The organism is Clostridium sp. (assembly GCF_016650035.1).
Classification (GTDB): domain Bacteria; phylum Bacillota; class Clostridia; order Clostridiales; family Clostridiaceae; genus Clostridium_AD.
This window is the reverse complement of the sequence record NZ_JAENWM010000071.1, coordinates 1-20,432: the sequence shown is the minus strand read 5'-3', so window position 1 is coordinate 20,432 and position 20,432 is coordinate 1. Positions and strand designations below refer to the sequence as shown.

Sequence of the window (20,432 nt, the reverse complement as noted above, 5' to 3'; positions counted from 1 at the left end):
TTGATAAGTATATTATATATTATAATAATTATAGGTATCAATGGGACTTAAAAAAAATGACCCCTGTACAATACAGAAATCATCTCTTGTCTTGTTAATCTTCTTTTTTTAGAATGTCCTTGACATAGGTACCAGTTTAATCGCTCAGGCTTTCTTTTTATATTGATTTTTTTTCTAATGGTTCTATTGTTTTATTTTCACCATTCTTAGTCATTTTTAACGTTTCTGCTATAGCTGATATACTACCTAAACTTGACAATGTTTCATTTGGAAGTATAAGTTTATTAGCTGGATTTTTCGCCATTTCTTTAAGCGCTTCAATTTGTTTTAATGCTATTACTGTTTCATTAGTACCTGATTCTATTATAGCTGAGTTTATTTTTCTTATAGCCTCTGCTTCTGCAATTGCAATAGCTTCTATAGCACGGGCTTTACCTTCCGCTTCAAGAAGTTGAGATTCTTTAAGTCCTTCTGCACGCCTTATAGTTGCTTGTTTTTCAGCCTCAGCATTTAATATCTGAGCTTGCTTATGGCCTTCTGCTCTTTCAATTTGACTTTGTTTTTCACCCTCTGCTGTAAGGATAAACGCTCTCTTATCTCTCTCTGCTCTCATTTGTTTTTCCATAGCCTGTTGAATTTCATTTGGTGGAATAATATTCTTAATTTCTACAGATAGTATTTTAATTCCGTAAGCATCTGTTATTTCGTCGATTATTTCAAGAAGTCTTAAATTTATTCTATCTCTTCCTGATAATACATCATCCAAAGTCATATCACCCACAATATTTCTCATATTAGTTATAGTTGAGTAAACTATACCTGATTTATAATCTTCAATATTGTATACTGCATCCTTTGAGTTAGTTACTTTATAAAATATAACATTATCAATTGATATATTAACATTGTCTTTAGTTATAACATTTTGTGGTTGTATGTCTAGTATTTGTTGCTTAGTTGAAATTTTTCTTCTAATAAAATCTGCAAATGGAATTGTTAAATGCCAACCTGGCTCGAGTATCCTTTGAAACTGACCAAATCTTTCTACTAACATCACTGATCCAGTATTTACAATTTTAATAGATGCTACAATCATAATAACTAATATTAATAATAAAAATAATCCTATAAATGGCCCAATGTTCACGCTCATTACAATTCCTCCTTAAATTTTAATATACTTTATACTTTTGATATTAATAGTTTATTTCCTTCGAGTCCAATAACTTGAACTAAGTCACCTTTCTTTAAAGGTTTCCCTACATTTTTTACAGTCCAGTATATCCCTTGAAACTTAATATTTCCTGTTACATCGATATCCTTTGTTATTGCAAATTCTTTTCCGATGTATCCTTGTTCCATAGTCAGTGTCTTCTTTACAGTTTTCTTTATAGTTTTCTTTACTATTGGATATCCAATAGCCATAAAAGCTGCACTAATAGAAACAAATATAATTGATTGAGTAACTACTGATGCACCAAACACCATAGCGATTATTGCTGCAATTGCACCTATAGCAAACCATATAAACAAAAAACTACTAGTTGTAATGTCAATATATAGTGCCGCTAATGCCACTGCTATCCAAAATACCAATACCATCCAGTCCATGTTGTACCCCCTTTCAAATATTAATAGTAATAAAGTTTTACTCTTTATAGTATTCCTAGTTCCCACTTTTATTATATATCTTTTTTGTATTTTATAATACTATTTTAGTGTAATAATATTACACTGAGACCTTTTTATGTTGTTAATTTATTATATAGTATATCTTATACTTAATAAAGGTTTACTTAAGCCTATTATAAGTTATTACATACCTTTTAACGTGTTGTACATGGTTTATACTCTGTTTCCTCTCATTATCTAATTAATTCAAAATTTTATAAAAGTATAACAATACGAAAAGTCGGGGACGGTTAACAACTATTCAGACAAAGTCAAAATAATTGTTAACCGTCCCTACTAATAAAGCTAAGATAATGATATAATTTTAGTAAATATTTTGTTAGATAAAGTCAATTTCACATATACTATATATAAAACCAAAGAAAGGTCGTGAATTCGTTTGAAAACTTCTTTTATAAAAGTTTCTGCTGCTTGTCCAATTGTAAATGTGGCAGATATAGAATTTAACTTACACAACATACAAATATGCATCGAAAAAGCTTTAGACGAAAAATCAAAATTTATAGTTTTCCCAGAGCTTTCTATAACCGCATACACTTGTGCAGATTTATTTCTACAAAGTACGTTAATCCAAAAATCTGAAAATGCTATTAAATCTCTTTGCGAGTTTTCTAAAAACAAAGATATATTAATTGCTGTGGGTGCTCCACTTTATTATAATAATTGTCTATACAATTGTTCTTATGTAATATTTAAAGGTAGCGTTTTAGGAATAATACCAAAAAGCTATATTCCAAATTATTCTGAGTTTTATGAAAAGAGATGGTTTACTGAAGGTCTTGGCCTTGTAAATAAAGCTGTAAATCTTTCTTTTGCAAATAGTATCCCTTTTGGAACAAATTTATTATTCACCTGTAACAATATTAAATTTGGTTTTGAAATTTGTGAGGATCTTTGGGTAACTATCCCTCCAAGTAGCTATTTAGCTCTTCAAGGTGCAAATATAATTGCTAATTTATCTGCTTCTAATGAACTAGTTAGCAAAGCTGATTACAGAAAATCCTTAATTTCATCTCAAAGTGCTAGATGTATGTGTGCTTATTTATATGCTTCCTCTGGTGTTTTTGAATCCTCTACAGATTTACTTTTCAGCGGTCATCTTTTAATTAGTGAGAATGGATTGCTTTTAAAAGAAAATAACAGATTTCAAAGAGAAAATGAAATTATTACTTCTATTATTGAAATGGATAAATTAAATAGTGAAAGATTAAAAAACACCAGTTTTAGAAATAGTAATTCTACATGTCCTTTTATTGTGGAAGAAATCCCCTTTGAGTTTTCAAGCTTAGATTATGGAATTTTTGATAGGAATATTGATAGGCATCCTTTTGTTCCGTCGAATCCATACCTGCGTGAAATACGTTGCAGTGAAATTTTTAATATTCAATCTTCAGCTCTAGCAAAAAGATTTTCATTTACTGGGCTTGATAAAGCTATAATTGGTATTTCTGGTGGACTTGATTCAACTTTAGCCTTACTGGTTATAGTTAAAACCTTTGACCTATTAAAAATACCATTAAAAAATATTGTTACTATTACTATGCCTGGTTTTGGAACTACAGACAGAACCTATACGAATGCAATAAATTTATGTAAAAATTTAGGCACCGAATTCAGAGAAATTAATATAGTAGATGCTTGTCTTCAACATTTTAAAGACATAAATCACCCAATAGAAAAACATGACGTAACTTATGAAAATGTTCAAGCAAGAGAACGAACACAAATCCTTATGGACCTTGCTAATAAGGAGGGTGGGCTACTAATCGGCACAGGGGATTTATCTGAACTTGCCTTAGGTTGGTGCACATATAATGGAGACCATATGTCTATGTACTCTGTAAATTGCTCAATTCCTAAGACACTGGTAAGGTATTTAGTTAAATATGTAGCAGATAAAGAAGCTTCTAAGGAAGTAACCGATATACTTTTAGATATCCTTGATACTCCTGTAAGTCCAGAACTTCTACCTAAAGATAAAGATGGAAAAATCGCTCAAAAAACTGAAGATATAGTAGGTCCATATGAACTACATGATTTTTTCCTTTACTATTTTATGAAACAAGGAGCCTCCAGGGGTAAAATATTATTCTTAGCTAAAGAAGCTTTTAAAGATGATTACACCGAAGATGAAATAATCAAATGGTTAGATAAATTTATAAAAAGATTTTTCACTCAACAATTTAAACGTTCAGCTCTGCCTGACGGTCCAAAAGTTGGGACTATAAGTGTATCTCCAAGAGGCGATCTTAGAATGCCTTCAGATGCTAGCTTTAATTCTTTCCTTTAGGGCAAAATAAAGTACATATATTTTGTGAGGTCTAATCAGCAAACTTCACAGAATATATGTACTTTTTATTTGTAAATATCTACAATAAGTCCTGATATTTCATCAACGGTATTTGCTATATCTAGGTTTTCTTTCTCACCACTGAGTAATAATTGCGTAAGCTCCTCTAGTTTCGTATCCACTGTTTCTACCGTTATAAAGTATTGTGTTTGCCAAAAACTAATATCCTTCTTCACCTCATACATATGTTTTAAAACAGCTTCCAAGTATTCCTTAATTAAATTTTTGTATGCTTTCACATCTGCAAAGCATTTTGTAATGCATAATCTGTTTCCTTTCTTTTTTATATCATCCATTATGTCCTTAAGTTGCTGCTCTGACTTTTGTTGCCTGGCAAAACTAAAATTTTGCGAAAAATCCATTTTACTAGATACAGTTTTTTTATCTGTTACTACAGGTGAATTTCTTCTAGATCTTGATATTTCCATAATTTTTTTCCCCTCATAATTTATCTATATTAATTATTCTAAAAGCTCTAGTTAAATATTTATTTTCTTATATCTATTATATCGAACTTTATGCAAAAAAAATTACACAATGCAAAATTAATTGTTATAACTTAAACATTGCCATTTTTTTTTAATAACAGTATAATTACATGGTAAATATTATATATGTAGATTTTTAAAATTTAACATTTAGAGGTGATTGTGTGAAAAAAATATTAAATATGTTTTGGACCTTCTTTAAAATAGGAGCTTTTACTTTTGGCGGCGGATACGCAATGATACCACTAATAGAAATTGAAGTTGTAAATAAAAAACAGTGGATTTCTAAAGAAGATTTCTTAGATATAATTGTTATTTCCCAAACCTTTCCTGGCGCATTAGCTGTTAATAGCAGCATATTTATTGGTTATAGAATTAGTGGTATCCTCGGAGCTATCATTGGGCTACTAGGCGTTATCATACCTTCTTTTTTTATAATATTATGCATTGCTGTTTTTTTTATGAAATTCAGGGATTATTATTATGTAGATTTAGTCTTTAAAGGTATTGCTGCTGCAGTACCAATGCTTATACTCATAGCTGTGGTAAGCTTATCTAAATCACTAAAGAAAAGTTATGCAAATCTTATTATAATTATAGTTTCCTTGGTAAGTATATTGTTTCTAAATGTACATCCTGTAATAGTTATACTTATATTTGGTTTATATGGAGTTATATTTCTTGGAAAGAAGGTGAAGTAAATGTCTATTCTAATCAAAATTTATCTATCCTTCTTAAAAATAGGTGCCTTTAGTTTTGGCGGAGGCTATGCTATGCTTCCGCTTATCGAGAGGGAAATTGTAACCAATCATAATTGGATTACCTTTAAAGACTTTATTGATATTATAGGTATATCGCAGATGACTCCAGGCCCTATAGCTATAAATTCAGCTACTTTTGTAGGTTTCAAGGTTTCTGGTATATTAGGTAGTCTTTATGCAACCTTAGGTGTAATTTCATTTTCTTTTATATTAGTTTCCATAGCTAATCACTATATGTTAAAATTCAAGGAATCATATATCCTCAAAGCAGCCTTATTAGGTATGAGACCTGCACTTATTGGTCTTATAATCTCCGTATTCGTGTCCCTTGGACGCGAATCTTATAAAGACATTAAAAGCGTAGTAATTGGAATCATAATTTTTGCACTACTGCTTACGAAAAAACTTCATCCAATTTTAGTAATAGTGATTTCAGCAGTATTAGGGTTTATATTTTATGGTTTAATACCTATTTAACTGTTAGCTTACATATAATTATTGTAACATAACCCATCGATTGGTATAATAAACAAAAAATAATCTTTGTTCTATTTATTTTTATGGGCAAAGGTTTTCTTTTTTTTAATAATTTATATTATAATAACAAATACTAAAGGCGAGGTGATATTCATGTTTTTCAACAAAACTTTTGAGGAAGTTTTAAAAGAATTAGACACTAATCCAGTAACAGGACTTTCTCAAAAAGAATCTGAACTAAAAAGAGATAAATTCGGGTTAAATAAGTTAGCAAGTAAAAAACCTAAAACCCTACTAGCGCTTTTTATTGCCCAATTAAATGATATTTTAATTTATATTTTGCTTGCAGCTGCAGTAATATCAGGTCTTCTTGGTGAAGTAAGTGACTCAATTATAATTGCTATTGTTATCTTTATTAATGCTACAGTGGGTATTATTCAAGAGTCCAAAGCAGAAAAGGCTCTTGATGCACTGAAAAAACTATCTACTCCGAATGCTGTAGTTAAAAGAGATGGAGAGTTAAAGGAAATTTCCTCTGCCCTTGTTGTACCTGGCGATATTATAATAATTGACGCTGGAAGGTATGTTCCTTGTGATATGAGACTTATTGAAACTGCCAATTTAAAAATAGAAGAATCAACACTTACGGGAGAGTCTGTACCAGTAGATAAAGATGCTGATTTAGTATTAACAGGTGTTGATATCCCCTTAGGTGATCAAAAGAACATGCTCTTCATGTCTACGCTTGCAACCTATGGCAGAGGTGTAGGCATAGCTGTCTCTACTGGAATGAATACTGAAATAGGTAAAATAGCTAAAATGTTAGATGAGAAAGTAGACAATGAAACCCCACTTCAAAAGAAACTAGCCCAGCTTGGAAAATATCTAGGAATAGGTGCACTCCTTATATGTGCTCTTATGTTTTTAGTTGGCGTTCTTCAAGGAAGAAATCTATTTGACATGTTACTTATTTCTATAAGTTTAGCAGTTGCTGCTATTCCTGAAGGTCTCCCTGCCATAGTAACTATAGTTCTTGCTATGGGTGTTCAAAAAATGATTAAGAAAAATGCTATTGTTAGAAAATTACCTGCCGTTGAAACACTAGGTTCTGTAAACATTATATGCTCAGATAAAACAGGAACATTAACTCAAAATAAAATGACTGTAACAAAGTTCTACGTAGATGGTTCCGTGTCAAATATAGAAAGTCTAAATGTTGATGACAATGGCCATAAGCTCCTCCTAGAAAATCTTGTTTTATGTAATGATGCCACTTACTCTGAAAACTCCAAAACCGGTGATCCCACCGAAATTGCTCTACTCGTAGCTGGTGTAAACTATAATATTTTTAAAGATGAATTAGAAAAAGAGCATAAAAGAACTTCCGAGGTTCCTTTTGACTCAGATAGAAAATTAATGACTACTGTAAATAAATATAATAATGAATTTTATGTAATGACAAAAGGTGCTATTGATAATCTTATAAAAATATGTAATAAGGCCTATATTAAAGGCACTATAATAGATATTACACCAAAAATCAAAGAAGACATATTAGCTGCATCATATAATATGTCTGACGATGCACTAAGAGTTCTAGGTGCAGCATATAAAGTTATTCCAAGCTCTCATGTAGATATTGATTTACTAGAAAATGATTTAATACTTATTGGTCTAGTAGGTATGATAGATCCACCTAGACTAGTAGTTAAGGATTCTATTTCCGAATGCATGAAGTCCGGAATAAAAACTGTAATGATAACTGGTGACCATAAAAATACCGCTTTTGCTATAGCAAAAGAGCTAAATATTACTCAAGATTCCAAGGCCGTTATGTCTGGTTTTGAGCTTGACAAAATGTCTGAGGAAGAACTAAATGGTAAAATTGATAATATAAGAGTATTTGCAAGAGTTTCTCCAGAACATAAAGTTAAAATTGTAAAAGCTCTTAAATCTAAGGGTAACATTGTATCAATGACTGGTGACGGAGTAAATGATGCTCCCTCACTTAAAATGGCAGATATAGGTGTAGCCATGGGTATAGCAGGTACTGACGTTGCTAAAGGCGCTGCTGATATGATCCTTGTAGACGATAACTTTTCAACTATTGTTTCTGCAATAAGAGAAGGGAGAAATATTTTCACAAACATCAAAAAAACTATAATATTCCTTCTATCTTGTAATATCGGAGAAATTATAGCACTCTTCCTCGCCATACTTTTAGGTTGGGCTACTCCACTTAGACCTATCCATATCTTGTGGGTTAACTTAATTACAGATACATTGCCAGCACTCGCTTTAGGTGTAGATCCTGGTGACCCTGACGTAATGAAATATAAACCTCGTAACCCAAAGGATAGTTTATTTAAGGGCGAATCCCTAAACCTACTACTTAACGGACTACTAATAGGTATATTAACTTTAACAGCATTTATAGTAGGTGCAAAATATTATAGTGGAGACACTAGTTTATTCCCACTATTCCCTGAAAACCTTTCAAAAGATGCACTAAAACATGCACAAACCATGGCTTTTGTAGTACTCAGTGTTTCGCAACTAGTTCATTCACTGAATATGAGAAACGGTAAAAAGTCCATATTCCAAATAGGATTATTTTCTAATAAATATTTAATTTTCGCTATATTTTTTGGTATAGTATTACAAGACCTTATAATATCTATACCATTCTTTGCAAACGCTTTTAGTGTTCACAATTTAAGTTTAATGGATTGGGGCTTTGTCACCGTTCTATCCTTAATGCCTCTACTATTTAATGAAATAGTAAAAATATTTAAACGTAGTTCATCTAACATATAAAAGAGTAGAAGTCTGATAAATTAACCCATCAGACTTCTACTCTTTTATAATTATTTAATCATTTAATTTAGTACCTTCTTCGTCCTGATGAATTAGACCACTTTTCATAAGTCCTCCTAATGCTCTTTTAAAGGCGTTTTTACTAGTTTTAAATGTTTTCTTTATATCATCTGGGGAGCTCTTATCATTGTATGGCATAGAACCATTACAAGTCTTTAGATATTCTAATATTTGATCTTCAACTTCATCTCTTTCTTCTAGTCTTGGTTTTCGTGTTGTAACGTCCATTTTACCATCTTCGTAATATTTTTTAACTCTTACTTTTAATTTTTCTCCAGGTGTTATGTTATTATAATTTTCATTTCTTAAAATAACTGCTCTATAAATATCATCAATAGCTATCATTACGGTACCATTAGTTTGAATCCCATATACTGTACCCTCTACTTCATCGTCAATATCATAAGAATCTGTATCATATAAATATCTATCAATAAATGTAGTTGCTGCTATTCTTCCCGTCTTATCTAAGTAAATATAGAAAAGATATTTTTTACCTGTTTCTAATTTATAATTTTCTTCCTTAAAAGGAACAAGTACATCTCTTTCAAGACCGATCTCTACAAAACTTCCTATTTCAGTAATATCAACTACCTTCAGATAAGCCAAATCTCCAACCTTTGCAAGTGGTTTTTTCAAGGTTGAAATCAGCCTATCACTTGTGTCTCTGTAGATAAATGCTTCAACTTCATCACCAATATTAAGTCCTCTACCTAAAGTACTTTTCATTGGAAGTAATACGTCATCACTAGTGTCTCCTGTCTCTGCATCTAAATAGTATCCAAATTCTGCCCTTCTAACTACTTTTAAACTATTAATATCTCCTACGTTTATCATATACAATCTCCTACCTTTTTTTAAACTTTTGACCAATCTATGTATTTGTTAAGTTTTAAAACAAATTGTGTTAAATATTTTTCTTCAAGCTCAGTAAACCTTCCGAGCTCAGGGCTATCTACATCTAAAACTCCATAAACTACACCTTCTTTAATTATAGGTATAACAATTTCTGATTTTGAAGCAGAATCACAGGCGATATGTCCTGGAAATTCATTCACATTTTCTATACGCTGAAGCTTCCTCTGCGCTACTGCTGTTCCGCACACACCTTTACCTATTTCTATTCTATTACAAGCTGGAAGACCCTGAAAGGCTCCAAGGACCAATGAATTACCTCTAAGTATGTAAAATCCTACCCAATTTAACTTATCCATAACTGCTTTAATAATTGCCGCAGCATTTGATATGTTTGCTAGGTCATTTTTTTCTGAGCCAAGCTGTCCTTCTAAAACAATAAGCATATACTTATATTTCTGCTCATTTGTCATCTTTTCTATTCCACTTAATTTAATCATTTTTTTCACTCCTAAAAAAACACTAAGTCTCTCCTTCTATTGTAGTTAAAAATCGGAGAAATTAAAAGCTATTTTTTAAATTAAAGGTTTATATTCTAAATTAATTTATAAAACGATATATTTCTTTGAAAGCTCTACATAATGCTCCGCAGATTTTTTTATGCTTTCTTTTTCTTCTATAGTTAGCTCACGAATAACCTTTGCTGGTACCCCCATACAAAGAACACCCGAAGGTATTTTCTTTCCCTTAGTAACTAAGCTTCCAGCTCCTATTATAGTATATTCGCCTATTTCAGCTCCATTTAGTATAGTGCTTCCCATACCAATCAGAGTATTATTTGAAATTTTACAACCATGTATTATAGAATTATGCCCAATAGTTACATAATCTCCGATAACAACTGGGGAACCCTTATCATTATGTACCGTAGAATTGTCTTGAATATTCGTATAATCACCTATATGCAAAGAATCTTCATCGCCCCTAAGAACAGCTCCAAACCAAATATTACTATGCTCGCCTATAAATACATTCCCTATAACGTCTGAACTGCTAGCAATAAAAGAATTTGTATGTACATAAGGTATATGACCCTGAAATTGATGTATCATAAGTTTTCATCTCCTCTTTTAAAATTTGTTATCAATTATACAGTAATAAAAATAACATTTTATTTTTATTTTTATTTTTATTTTTATTTTTATTTTTATTTTTATTAAGCACAAATATTATATAATTTCAACAACAATTCAATATATTATTAAATATTTTTAGTCTCTAATTGCTATTGATATTTCCACTGTTTAATTATATAATACCATATATAGTTGCGTATTTCTTTATACTTACTACATATTGTGTGTGCTACTATTTTAGCACATAGACTCAATTTAAATAACTGTTAAATATTTTAGTGTAGTAACCGCAACATATAGAGTCTATATTTTACATGATTTATAACTTTTTAACCATAGGTAAATAAACAGGAGGTGACTATACTAGTTTTTTTTAAGCTAGTATTAATTATGACGGAGATTAAAAATTTAATTAAAAGATTTTACACAAAAGAATTGGAAGTGGATAAAACTAAAACTGTTTATGATTTATTTGAATGGAAAAAGGTAGATGTTATCTTAAAAGACCATAAAACTAATAAAATACTTGTAGATATGAAAGATTTAGAATTTCCAGAACACTACTCTCAAAATTCTTGCGATATTATTGCTTCAAAGTATTTCAGAAAATCTGGTGTTCCAACCAAAGAGGGTTATGAAAATAGTATGAAAATGGTCTCTCATAGACTTGTTAATTTTTGGTGTGAAGCCTTAATTTCTGAAACTATTTTAAAATCTAAAGAAGAAAAAATCATCCTTTATGATGAATTAACATATGCATTTTTAAATCAAATGTTTGCTCCAAATTCTCCTCAATGGTTTAATACAGGCCTTAACCTATCATATGGTATAGAAGGTGGTTCATTAGGTAATTTTTATTATGATGAAAAAGAGAAAAAAATAGTTAAAAGTAAAGATGCTTATACAAGGACTCAAGCTTCTGCTTGTTTTATTCTCTCAATTCAAGATAAACTACTTGGCAAACACTCCATTTCTGAGCAGTACGTAACAGAAACCAAATTATTTAAAGGTGGTTCTGGAACAGGAACTAATTTCTCTTCCATAAGAGGTAAAGGTGAATGTTTATCTAGTGGTGGTATTTCTTCAGGCCTTATGAGCTTTTTAAAAGGCCTGGATAGAAATGCAGGAGCAATAAAATCCGGCGGAACAACAAGACGTGCAGCTAAGATGCTATGTCTTGATATTGACCACCCTGAAATCATGGAATTTATGACCTGGAAAGCTAAAGAAGAGGATAAGGTACGTGCACTTACTAAAATGGGTTATGATGGTAATTTCGAAGGAGAAGCTTATGAAACTGTATCCGGCCAAAACGGAAACAATTCTATAAGATTGTCAAATGAGTTTATGACAAAGGTTGATAACCTTTCAAATGACCCTAAACAAACTATTACTCTTAAAGGTAGAACAGATGATTCCGTTAATAAAGATATAGAGGTTAAAACTCTATGGGATACCCTTAACAAAGCTGCTTGGCAATGTGCTGACCCCGCTCCTCAGTTTGATGACACCTTTAACGCATGGCACACCTGTCCAGCTGGAGAAGACGGAATAGCTAATGCTAAGCATAATCGAATTAATTCAACTAATCCTTGTGGAGAATATGCATTTTTAGATGATACTTCATGTAATTTAGCATCTATTAATATTCATAAATTTTACGATGCTGAAACTAAAAAGTTTGATATAGATGGCTACGTGCATTTAATAGGTCTTACACAATTAGTTCTTGAAGGTTCAATACATTGGGGCCAGTTTCCAACTGAAGATATAGCAAGAAAAACTTATTTATTTAGAACCACAGGCCTTGGAATCGCAAACTTATCTTCTTTATTTATGGTAATGGGGCATCCTTATGACTCTGAAGACGCTAGAAATATAGCTTCAGCCCTAACTGGAATAATGACTGCGCAGTCTTATTATGTTTCATCACTTATGGCAAAGGAACTAGCTCCTTTCGAAAAATATGAAATTAACAAAGACCATATGCAGATAGTAATAAGAAACCATGCTAGAGCAGCTGGAGCACTAAATAGTAAATATGAGAATTTAAATTATGAGCCTATAAAAGTTAACCACGATGTTTTAAGTAATAACTCCCTAGGATATATAAGTGATACCTTAAAAAGTTGTTGGTCAAAAGCATTAAGTAGTGGAGAACAATATGGTTTTAGAAATGCTCAAGTTACAGTTATTGCTCCTACAGGTACTATTTCCTTTGCCATGGATTGTGGTGCAACCTCTATAGAACCGTATTTCAGCCATTTTATTTACAAGAAATTATCTGGTGGTGGATATATGACCATCGTAAACCCTGTAATTAAGGATTCTTTAATTGGCCTAGGGTACTCAGAGATTGAAACAAATGATATTCTTCACTATATTTTAAGAAAAGAAAAAGTTAATGAAAATGGCTTTGAATACGAAAAAATTATTGATGGTAAAATTGAGGGTGCTCCACATTTAAAACCTGAACATTTGTCTATATTCGATACAGCAAACAAATGCGGTAGTGGAAAAAGATATATTACTTATATGGGACATGTTCTAATGATGGCAGCAATAACACCAATGATCTCTGGTTCTATATCAAAAACTGTAAATTTACCTAAGACTGCTACTATTGAAGATTTCCAAGAAGTTATAATGCGTTCTTGGAAATTAGGTGTTAAAGGAATTGCCTTATATAGAGATGGCTCAAAAGCAAGTCAACCACTAAACACTTCTTTATCCGAGGATAAAGAAATATTGCTTCAAGATTTATCTTACTTAGATCTTTTAAAGAAGGCAAAATCATTACATGAAATTACTAATCATTCTACAAGAGAAAAACCAATTGGAATACGTTATGGTACTACTCATCCTGCTCAAATAGATGACGTAAAGGTCTATACTACGGTAAATAGACGTTCAGATGGACAAATCTCTGAAATATATATAACAACAGATAGAGAAGGTACTATTATTACTGGACTACTCAATTCTCTTTCAAAATCAATTTCAGTAATGCTTCAATATCATGTTCCTGCAGAAGATATATCTAAAATGCTTAGAGGACAAAAGTTCGAACCTTATGGTTTCGTACAAAAGCATCCTTACATTAAATCAGTTTCTTCTATTTCTGATTTAATTAGCAAAATTATTGACATAGAACTAGGTGACTATAGTAGATGTCAAGTTAAGCCTGAAGGATACGGAAATAATATACCTAAAAATCCACTAATGGGTGATGAGAATGAAATTTCAGCTAGCATAGCGGAAGAAGATGTTACATCTTCTTCTGAAATCACTGAAGAACCTAAAGGTGAGAGATTATACTCTGAGACTTGCTCTCATTGTTCAAGTACTAAACTTGTTAAAAGTGGTACTTGCAAGGTTTGTTTGGACTGTGGAACTACTACGGGGTGTAGCTAACCCCTATCCCCTAACCTTTTATACAAGTATAAATACAACATAGTTGTATACTCAAACAACTCCACCTATACTGAGCGTATAGGTGGTTTTTTCTTGCGTGGAATTAAATTGTACTAAAAAAGGAGTATAAATTTTATATTAAAATTTATACTCCTTTTAAAATTAATCTTATTTCTTATTCTTCTTAACGCTCTTCGATTCATCCTTAGGATTAATTACAACGTTGTTCTTAACTCTATTCGGTTTAGCCTTAGGTCTAATTACAACGTCCTTCTTATTATCTTTTTTATTACCAATAGTTGTATAATTTGTTTTAGAAACATTCTTCTTTTTTATAAAGCCTGATAAATCCAGAAACCATAAAAACAAAACAACAAAAATTCCCGGTATTACGTATGCACTTACATACCCTGGCATATTAGGCCATATTAGCATAGGTACGATAAATACTAACATAGCTACTGTAAGAACTATCCACTTATTGACTTTAATCTTAGGTAATACATAAGCTTTTAAACCATAATATATTAAAAGCATAACAATCGAACCCGCAATAATTTTAAGTATTGCAAAAAATATATCCATTTCATCCCCTCTTTCCTATAAGTCCTATTTATTTCACTATCGTATATGAACCTACTCTATACATTATCAAACATTTCTTACTATATATCAATAGTTTATGCAATAATATATATTTTTATTATTTGTAATACAAAAAAAAATATTTTTAGTTAAATTTCTGCTCATATCTTTATGAATGAGACAGCTATACAGGAGCCTCCCACCCTCAGATACTTGAGGTATTTTTACACTGTATAAAATTGGAGACGATATTATGGTTATTGGCTTTATTGGAAGTGGAAAATTAATTGAAAAATTCTATTTCAACTTTTATATCCGCAAAAAAATCCGGTGAAAAATCAACAATGCTTACAGCTTATGATTATTCCATGGCAAGGCTCATTGATGAATCTGGTGTTAATGGAATTTTAGTATGAGACTCCTTAGGCATGGTTTGTCTAGGGTACAAGGACACCTTAAGTGTCACTATGGATGATATGCTACATCATACTAAAGCCGTTGCTAGAGGCGTAAAGAATGCCCCTCTAGTTTCCAATATGCCTTTTATGTCTTATCAAGCTTCCATCTATGATGCCGTTAAAAATGCGGAAAGATTTATACAAGAAGCTGCTGCAAGATGTGTTCAACCTGGGGATAAAATAATAATTATGACATACTGCCAAATAAACAAAGAAGAAGCCAGAGCGTTTAAACCTACCGTAATATTTGTTGACGACACTAATATTATAAAGAAAATAACGAATTATGAAATACATGCAGAAATTAAATAATTTTTTTTAAAAAATCAGTAATAATTTTTAAAATATTGCAAACAATAATACTGAAAACTTTATAAAAAGGAGATGTATACATTGAAAGCATTAGACATTACTGCACTCGTATTAGTTATTATAGGAGCTGTAAATTGGGGATTAATTGGATTTTTCCAATTTGACCTAGTATCAAGCTTATTTGGAACAGGCACTGCATTTACTAGAATAATATTTGCTTTAGTGGGTATAGCTGGACTATACGCTTTATCATTCTTAGGAAAGGACAGATATGGAGACAGAGATAGAACTGAAGTTAAATAATTTCTAAGTAAATATATTTTATTGTTAAAAGAAGCTAAAATTTCAAATTTAGCTTCTTTTTTGTTGTAACAATTTCTTTATAAACTACACATTTAAGTATAAACGTTAAAATTCATTTAAATCTTAACTGAACCAAAGCAGTTTTATCTGTGGTTCTTATAACAATTAGACTATAGGAATCTCTTTTACATATATCTTTTAATATTTCCGAAATATTTTTATCTAGCATCATTAAATTATTGCCTGCTTTAGTTTGAATTTCATATCCTCTTATTGTTTTAACTAAAAATAAATTTTCCCACTGGTGGGGTTTATATTCGCTAAAATTCATCTCGAAAATCATTCCATCACTGTGAAGTAATTCTAGTAGACTATTATATCCATTCTGTAAAATATCTTTTTCAAATATCAATTTTTCTAAATCAGAATTATTTTTTTTCAAAACTTGGTTTTCTTTGGCTAATTCTACTTCATATTGCTCTTTCTTATAGTTCAGCTTATTAATTTTATTTTGCACCTTACTTAAATAATAATTATTACTATCTCTATCCATTTTTATTACCTTGCCTTTCCTAGTATTATAGGTAAAATATAATTGAGGTGATTATTTCTATGACTGAACTAATAAATCGAATTAATAGTAACTTAAGATACATAAATAAAAAAACTACATTATATCTAATTTCATTTTATAATAAAATATACTTTTTAATCAATAAAAATTTTACTTTAAGCAAAATTTACAAACCAATTATCAAAGAAAAAATGGATATAAATAAGAATTTACAGCAAATTTTAAATACTCAACATAATAAAAATAAAATAGTTGAAAAAAATATATTAAATTTAAAATCAGAAAATGAATCAATACAAGCTAAAATATCTATAATTCAAAATATTATAACCAAAAGACACGATTAAGCATCATTTTTACATACCACTCAATAATATACTTATCTTTGGTTAATACTATACTAAAGCAGTTAAATAAGAGAGGTGATTTTTCTTGTTTCAAGGTATGTGCCAAGATAAAAACTACAAAAACTTAGTAAATGGTGAATGGGTTTCGTCAATAAATACTATAGACATATTCTCTCCTATGGACAACGATTTAGTAGGTAAAGTACCAGCTATGAGTAAAGAGCAGGCTAATACAGTTATTTTGAATTCAAAAGCTTCTCAAAAGGCTTGGGCCGATATGCCCGTTAGCTCCCGTGCATCAATTTTGCATAAATGCGCTACACTACTAGATGAAAACCTTGATTATTTATCTTCCATTATGCAAGTGGAAATTGCTAAAGACAAAAACTCATGTATTGCTGAGATAAAAAGAACTTCAGATTTCATTAGATTTACTGCAGATGCTGGTAAACATTTGGAAGGTGAAACTATAGGTGCAGATAATTTCCCTGGTTTCAAAAAAAATAAAATATCCTTTGTAACCAAAGTACCAGTAGGAGTTGTTCTAGCAATATCCCCTTTTAATTACCCAATTAATCTTTCTACCTCAAAGATTGCCCCAGCCCTCATTGGTGGAAACAGTGTTATTCTAAAGCCTTCCACTCAAGGAGCCATTAGCTCACTTCATCTGGTTGCACTATTTCATGAAGCAGGTGTTCCAAATGGAGTACTAAACACAATAACAGGCAAAGGTTCTGAAATCGGTGATTATTTAGTAACCCACAAAGATATTAATTTTATAAATTTTACAGGAAGTACAAAGGTAGGAAAACATATAGCTAAGATTGCTGGTATGGTGCCTATGATTATGGAGCTAGGAGGCAAAGATGCTGCTATAATCTTAAGCGATGCGGATATTGAAGGCGCCGCTAGTGACATTGTTACTGGTGCTTTTAGCTATTCAGGACAAAGATGCACTGCTGTTAAAAGAGTTTTGGTTATGAATGATATTGCAGATGCCCTAATCCTAGCTTTAATCAAAAATATTAAACTTCTAAAAGTAGGAAAACCTGGGGATGTCTGTGACATAACTCCACTCATTGATAATAGTGCTGCGGACTACGTTCAAGAACTCATTGATGATGCTATAAAGAGAGGTGCTACTTTACTATGTGGAAATAAGCGAGAAAAAAATTTGATTTACCCAACCTTATTTGATAATGTTACTACAGATATGCGCCTGGCTTGGGAAGAGCCCTTTGGCCCTGTACTCCCAGTAATTAGAGTTAAGAATATTGAGGAGGCTATATACATAGCTAACAAATCTGAATATGGTCTTCAATCTTCTGTTTACACTAAAAATATAGATGACGCCTTTAATATTGCGAGTAAACTAGAGGTAGATACCGTCCAAATCAATAATAAACCCGAAAGAGGACCTGACCATTTTCCATTCTCTGGTACAAAATCCTCTGGCATGGGCACTCAAGGTATACGATATAGTATTGAAGCTATGACTAGGTCAAAATCTACGGTGCTCCTCATAAATCCATAATAGTAAGTCCCATAAAAATAAATAACAAGTCAGAAGTTTAAGCTAATGACTTGTTATTTATTCAATACTATTTTTAATAAAGCTATTTTTCAGCCTATTCTTTCTTTATCTAAATTGTTTTGAATTATACTTTTTACTGTTTCCCCTATATTTGCTTTTTCTTCCTTGGACATATCGTCTGTATATATAGGTTTACCTATTATAATCTTAGCGTTAGCCTTTTTAATTTTCCCATTGTTACCTTCCATTGCTTTATGAGTATCATAAAGCGTTATTGGAACAATAGGCACTCTAGCCTTTATTGGAAGCCTCATACTACCTTTCTTAAATTCCCCCATGTTATTACTTCTACTTCTAGTACCTTCTGGAAAAATAAGCATAGAGTATCCATCCTTTAAATTTTCAATACCCTCTGAAATTGACTTTATTGCTTCTCTAGGATTCTCTCTATCCATAAACACACAATGAATTTTTCTCATCCAATAACTCATTATCGGAATTTTTTCCATGTCTTTTTTAGCAATTACACCAGTGAGTCTATTTATATTAACTAATATCGCTGGTATATCGAAATTACTTTGGTGATTTCCCACAAATACACAAGGTTCATCTGGTATATTTTCTTTCCCTACCACCGTTAAATTTAAACCTGCAATTTTAAGTACAAAATTAGACCACTTTGTAACTAATTTAGCTAAATAATCTCTCACTTCTAATTTAGTATTATGTTTTATCATGTTATTGTATTTTAATCTACTAAAATTTATCCAAATTAAATTAACAGTAAGACATAAATAAAAATATATAGTTCTCATAACTGTATTCCTTTCATTTTAAAATTTATTTTTTTTCTAGACATTGATATTTTTTTCCTATAATGGATAAAATCATTTATATACTTCAAATATTATATGGGAGATAAATTTTATGCAAAAGAAAAAAATTTTAAAGTATACCACAATTTGCATTTCTTTAGTTTTAGTCTTAATTTTTGTTTTTGTAATTATAAAGTATAAGTCTACTATAAAAACTAATTTAAATTTAGAAAATAATATCATCACTCATTTTATTGATGTAGGGCAGGGTGATTGTATTCTTATCCAAGTAAACCATAAAAACTTATTAATTGATAGTGGTCCCAGTAGTTCAACGGAAAAAGTAATTAAGTATTTAAAAAACAATAACATTAGTAAACTTGATTATATAATTGCAACCCATCCCCATGAAGATCACATAGGCGGTATGGCTAGCATAATTAAAACCTTTAAGGTGGGAGAATTTATAGCCCCAAAAGTTACCTCTTCCTCCGAAGAATTTAAAGATATGATCAGAGCTTTAATAAATAAAAACCTTAATATAAAAGTAGCTAAACCAAATATTACTTTAGATTTAGGCCCTGATACTACTTGTATTATTCTATCACCCAATAAAAACATCTACAAGAATACTAATAATTACTCTTGCGCTATAAAGATTTCTTACAAAAACTCAACTTATTTATTTACAGGTGACATAGAAACCATAAGTGAACAAGAAATTTTAAATAAGGGTTATGATTTAAGAGCTCAGATACTTAAAGTTGCACATCATGGCAGCAATTCATCAACCTCAACAGAATTTCTAAATGCAGTTTGTCCAAAGATTGCAATTATAAGCTCCGGAGCAAATAATCCTTATGGTCATCCAAACAAAGAAACCATAGATAAACTAAAAAATCTAAATTGTATTATTTATAGAACTGATTTAGACAAAAATATTGTACTCATAAGCGATGGTACAAACATAGATAAGTTTGAAGGTAACTAGAAAATCATCTTAAATTAAAGAATTTTATAATTCCCTATAAAACAAAAGAACTAGTTTCCTAGTTCTTTTGTTTTATGCCAAAAAATAAGATGGTGGGTCTAAATGGACTCGAACCATCGACCTCACGCTTATCAGGCGTGCGCTCTAACCAGCTGAGCTATAGACCCATAATATCCTCATAATTATAATGCCAATTTTCCCCGTTGTCAAGACTTTCCTACTACGTTTATTATATTTTATGATCCGTTTATGATAATGTCTTAGTATACCGTTTTTGATTATGTCCCAAACATACAAAAATATAGTGTAGAATATACCTCATAAGATTGTACAAATGGGGTGTTCATAATCAGAAAGGTAGATTTAAATATGAAAGAAGATTTCAAATATCAAATCATCAAAAAATTAGTAGAGACTAGTGGCAATAAAAAGGCGGCGTCCCTTCGTATTGGCTGCACTGTTA

Annotated in this window: 19 protein-coding genes, 1 tRNA gene and 1 pseudogene; 11 read left to right on the top strand and 10 right to left on the bottom strand. The window is 30.9% G+C overall.

Annotated features, from left to right (window positions below; translation table 11 throughout):
* Positions 1–98: IS3 family transposase (locus JJD95_RS15045; RefSeq protein WP_291640636.1), on the top strand; the 98-nt coding region annotated here is incomplete at its 5' end.
* Positions 99–157: 59 nt separating this feature from the next.
* Here JJD95_RS15045 and JJD95_RS15040 read toward each other — a convergent pair.
* Positions 158–1,153, bottom strand: a complete 996-nt coding sequence (locus JJD95_RS15040) for an SPFH domain-containing protein (protein ID WP_291643841.1) — start codon at positions 1,151–1,153, stop codon at positions 158–160.
* 29 nt (positions 1,154–1,182) lie between these two features.
* Complete coding sequence (locus tag JJD95_RS15035) at positions 1,183–1,611, bottom strand: NfeD family protein (protein WP_291643840.1); 429 nt, start codon at positions 1,609–1,611, stop codon at positions 1,183–1,185.
* Between the two features lie 460 nt (positions 1,612–2,071).
* On the opposite strand from JJD95_RS15035, the gene JJD95_RS15030 reads away from it, so the two are divergent.
* Positions 2,072–3,982 carry an NAD(+) synthase gene (locus JJD95_RS15030; protein WP_291643839.1) on the top strand — a complete coding sequence of 637 codons (1,911 nt, stop codon included), beginning with the start codon at positions 2,072–2,074 and terminating at the stop codon, positions 3,980–3,982.
* A gap of 65 nt (positions 3,983–4,047) precedes the next feature.
* Here the strand turns inward: JJD95_RS15030 and JJD95_RS15025 are convergent, their stop codons facing one another.
* Entirely contained in the window at positions 4,048–4,470 is a 423-nt protein-coding gene (locus JJD95_RS15025) for a YaaR family protein (RefSeq protein ID WP_291643838.1), read from the bottom strand.
* A gap of 224 nt (positions 4,471–4,694) precedes the next feature.
* On the opposite strand from JJD95_RS15025, the gene JJD95_RS15020 reads away from it, so the two are divergent.
* The 3 genes from JJD95_RS15020 (at position 4,695) to JJD95_RS15010 (ending at position 8,585) form a co-directional block, all read left to right on the top strand.
* On the top strand, positions 4,695–5,231 hold the full coding sequence (locus tag JJD95_RS15020) for a chromate transporter (protein WP_291643837.1): 537 nt from the start codon (positions 4,695–4,697) through the stop codon (positions 5,229–5,231).
* On the top strand, positions 5,232–5,768 hold the full coding sequence (locus JJD95_RS15015) for a chromate transporter (protein ID WP_291643836.1): 537 nt from the start codon (positions 5,232–5,234) through the stop codon (positions 5,766–5,768). It begins immediately after the preceding gene.
* A 153-nt stretch (positions 5,769–5,921) separates the two neighbouring features.
* Positions 5,922–8,585, top strand: a complete 2,664-nt coding sequence (locus JJD95_RS15010; protein ID WP_291643835.1) for a cation-translocating P-type ATPase — start codon at positions 5,922–5,924, stop codon at positions 8,583–8,585.
* Between the two features lie 54 nt (positions 8,586–8,639).
* Here the strand turns inward: JJD95_RS15010 and JJD95_RS15005 are convergent, their stop codons facing one another.
* From JJD95_RS15005 to JJD95_RS14995, 3 genes are all read right to left on the bottom strand, one after another.
* The gene (locus tag JJD95_RS15005; RefSeq protein ID WP_291643834.1) at positions 8,640–9,482 is read right to left on the bottom strand and encodes a S1-like domain-containing RNA-binding protein; all 843 of its coding nucleotides are present in this window, start codon (positions 9,480–9,482) and stop codon (positions 8,640–8,642) included.
* A 20-nt stretch (positions 9,483–9,502) separates the two neighbouring features.
* Positions 9,503–10,000: a GAF domain-containing protein gene (locus JJD95_RS15000; RefSeq protein ID WP_291643833.1), complete on the bottom strand. Its 498-nt coding sequence runs from the start codon at positions 9,998–10,000 to the stop codon at positions 9,503–9,505.
* Positions 10,001–10,105: 105 nt separating this feature from the next.
* A complete protein-coding gene (locus JJD95_RS14995) occupies positions 10,106–10,612 on the bottom strand; it encodes a gamma carbonic anhydrase family protein (protein WP_291643832.1) in 507 nt (168 codons plus the stop codon).
* A gap of 414 nt (positions 10,613–11,026) precedes the next feature.
* Here JJD95_RS14995 and JJD95_RS14990 point away from each other — a divergent pair, with 414 nt between their 5' ends.
* Entirely contained in the window at positions 11,027–14,050 is a 3,024-nt protein-coding gene (locus JJD95_RS14990; protein WP_291643831.1) for a vitamin B12-dependent ribonucleotide reductase, read from the top strand.
* 168 nt (positions 14,051–14,218) lie between these two features.
* Here JJD95_RS14990 and JJD95_RS14985 read toward each other — a convergent pair whose 3' ends face one another.
* Positions 14,219–14,635, bottom strand: a complete 417-nt coding sequence (locus tag JJD95_RS14985; RefSeq protein WP_291643830.1) for a hypothetical protein — start codon at positions 14,633–14,635, stop codon at positions 14,219–14,221.
* 287 nt (positions 14,636–14,922) lie between these two features.
* Here JJD95_RS14985 and JJD95_RS14980 point away from each other — a divergent pair.
* Both JJD95_RS14980 and JJD95_RS14975 read left to right on the top strand, forming a co-directional pair.
* Positions 14,923–15,405: pseudogene (locus JJD95_RS14980) on the top strand (aspartate 1-decarboxylase).
* Positions 15,406–15,486: 81 nt separating this feature from the next.
* The gene (locus tag JJD95_RS14975; protein WP_291643829.1) at positions 15,487–15,708 is read left to right on the top strand and encodes a DUF378 domain-containing protein; all 222 of its coding nucleotides are present in this window, start codon (positions 15,487–15,489) and stop codon (positions 15,706–15,708) included.
* Positions 15,709–15,820: 112 nt separating this feature from the next.
* Here the strand turns inward: JJD95_RS14975 and JJD95_RS14970 are convergent, their stop codons facing one another.
* Positions 15,821–16,261, bottom strand: a complete 441-nt coding sequence (locus tag JJD95_RS14970) for a hypothetical protein (RefSeq protein WP_291643828.1) — start codon at positions 16,259–16,261, stop codon at positions 15,821–15,823.
* Between the two features lie 59 nt (positions 16,262–16,320).
* Between JJD95_RS14970 and JJD95_RS14965 the strand changes: the two genes are divergently transcribed.
* Entirely contained in the window at positions 16,321–16,629 is a 309-nt protein-coding gene (locus JJD95_RS14965) for a hypothetical protein (protein WP_291643827.1), read from the top strand.
* A gap of 85 nt (positions 16,630–16,714) precedes the next feature.
* Positions 16,715–18,163 carry an NADP-dependent glyceraldehyde-3-phosphate dehydrogenase gene (locus JJD95_RS14960; RefSeq protein ID WP_367114833.1) on the top strand — a complete coding sequence of 483 codons (1,449 nt, stop codon included), beginning with the start codon at positions 16,715–16,717 and terminating at the stop codon, positions 18,161–18,163.
* A gap of 89 nt (positions 18,164–18,252) precedes the next feature.
* Here the strand turns inward: JJD95_RS14960 and JJD95_RS14955 are convergent, their stop codons facing one another.
* Entirely contained in the window at positions 18,253–18,978 is a 726-nt protein-coding gene (locus JJD95_RS14955; protein WP_291643825.1) for a 1-acyl-sn-glycerol-3-phosphate acyltransferase, read from the bottom strand.
* A 112-nt stretch (positions 18,979–19,090) separates the two neighbouring features.
* On the opposite strand from JJD95_RS14955, the gene JJD95_RS14950 reads away from it, so the two are divergent.
* Positions 19,091–19,969 (top strand): ComEC/Rec2 family competence protein, encoded by an 879-nt coding sequence (locus JJD95_RS14950; RefSeq protein ID WP_291643824.1) that lies wholly within the window; start codon positions 19,091–19,093, stop codon positions 19,967–19,969.
* Positions 19,970–20,059: 90 nt separating this feature from the next.
* Here JJD95_RS14950 and JJD95_RS14945 read toward each other — a convergent pair.
* Positions 20,060–20,136: transfer RNA gene (locus JJD95_RS14945), tRNA-Ile, on the bottom strand.
* Between the last annotated feature and the right edge of the window lie 296 nt (positions 20,137–20,432).